This is a genomic window from Streptomyces sparsus, assembly GCF_054776295.1.
In genome coordinates, this window is the sequence record NZ_BAAHCA010001191.1 from 1 (window position 1) to 1266 (window position 1266).

Annotated in this window: 1 protein-coding gene and 1 pseudogene; both read right to left on the bottom strand. The window is 73.9% G+C overall.

The window, feature by feature from the left end; genetic code table 11:
• Positions 1 to 33: 33 nt before the first annotated feature.
• Positions 34 to 840 carry an indole-3-glycerol phosphate synthase TrpC gene (gene trpC / locus ACYVE9_RS27335; protein ID WP_461030573.1) on the bottom strand — a complete coding sequence of 269 codons (807 nt, stop codon included), beginning with the start codon at positions 838 to 840 and terminating at the stop codon, positions 34 to 36.
• Positions 841 to 1038: 198 nt separating this feature from the next.
• Positions 1039 to 1266: pseudogene (locus ACYVE9_RS27340) on the bottom strand (DUF2752 domain-containing protein); the annotation flags it as partial.

Genomic DNA, 1266 nt, shown 5'->3' on the forward strand with positions numbered 1-1266 from the left:
GGGCGAGTCGGGCGAAGGCGGCGGGCACGGTGCTCAGCGCCCGTGCCGCAGTGCCGGGTGCGCGCCGGCGGCGACGAGGTCGGCGACGGCCGTCCGCGGGTCGCGTCCGGTGACCAGGGACTCACCGACAAGAACGGCGTCGGCGCCCTCGTTGGCGTAGGCGATCAGGTCGTGCGGTCCGCGCACCCCGGACTCGGCGATCTTGACGATGCCGTCCGGGATCTCCGGGGCGACCCGGGCGAAGTTGCCGCGGTCCACCTCGAGCGTCTTGAGGTTGCGGGCGTTGACCCCGATGATGCGGGCGCCGGCGTCCACGGCCCGTTCGGCCTCTTCCTCGTCGTGCACCTCGACCAGCGGCGTGAGGCCGAGCGACTCGGCCCGCTCGATGAGGGACACCAGGGCGGGCTGCTCCAGCGCCGCCACGATGAGCAGCACCAGGTCGGCTCCGTGCGCTCGGGCCTCCCAGAGCTGGTAGGCGGTGACGACGAAGTCCTTGCGCAGCACCGGGATGCCGACGCGTCCGCGGACGGCTTCCAGGTCGGCGAGCGAACCGCCGAAGCGGCGCTGCTCGGTGAGCACCGAGATGACCGCCGCGCCGCCCGCCTCGTAGTCGGCCGCCAGGCCGGCGGGGTCGGCGATCGCGGCGAGCGCGCCCTTGGAGGGGCTGGAGCGCTTGACCTCGCAGATCACCTTGATGCTGTCGCCCTTGAGTGCGGCGACGCCGTCCCGGGCTGCCGGGGCCTTGGCGACGCGCTCCTTGAGCTCGTCGAGGCCCACCCGCTCCTGGCGCTCGGCGAGGTCGGCGCGGACTCCGTCGATGATCTCGTCGAGCACACTCACGCGAGCAGCCCCTTTCAGCCGGGTACGGATGGTCACTGTCGTCCTGCGATGGTATCCGGCCATGGACGGAGGCCCCGCATCCGGTTCCGCGCGGTCTCACATTCCGGGCATTTGACTACGCTCGGTGCGGCTCCCCGCGAGTCGGCGACCAGCGGGAAGCCCCCGGCGCGAGGCGCGGAACCGCCGCCGGCGGGGGCGTCACGGTGCCAGTGCCGTTCCGCACGGCAGGTTGCGCAGCACCGAGAACACCAGCAGCACCACTCCTCCGGCCCGCACCCAACCGGGCGGAACGGACAGCGCCCGGCCCGGCCGGACGCACCACAGCACCCAGCCGGCCGCCAGCAGTGCCGCGGCCACCACCACGGCTGCGTTCGCCGCCACCGCGGCCACCACGTCGCCGTGCACCAGCGCGTGCACCGCCCGCAG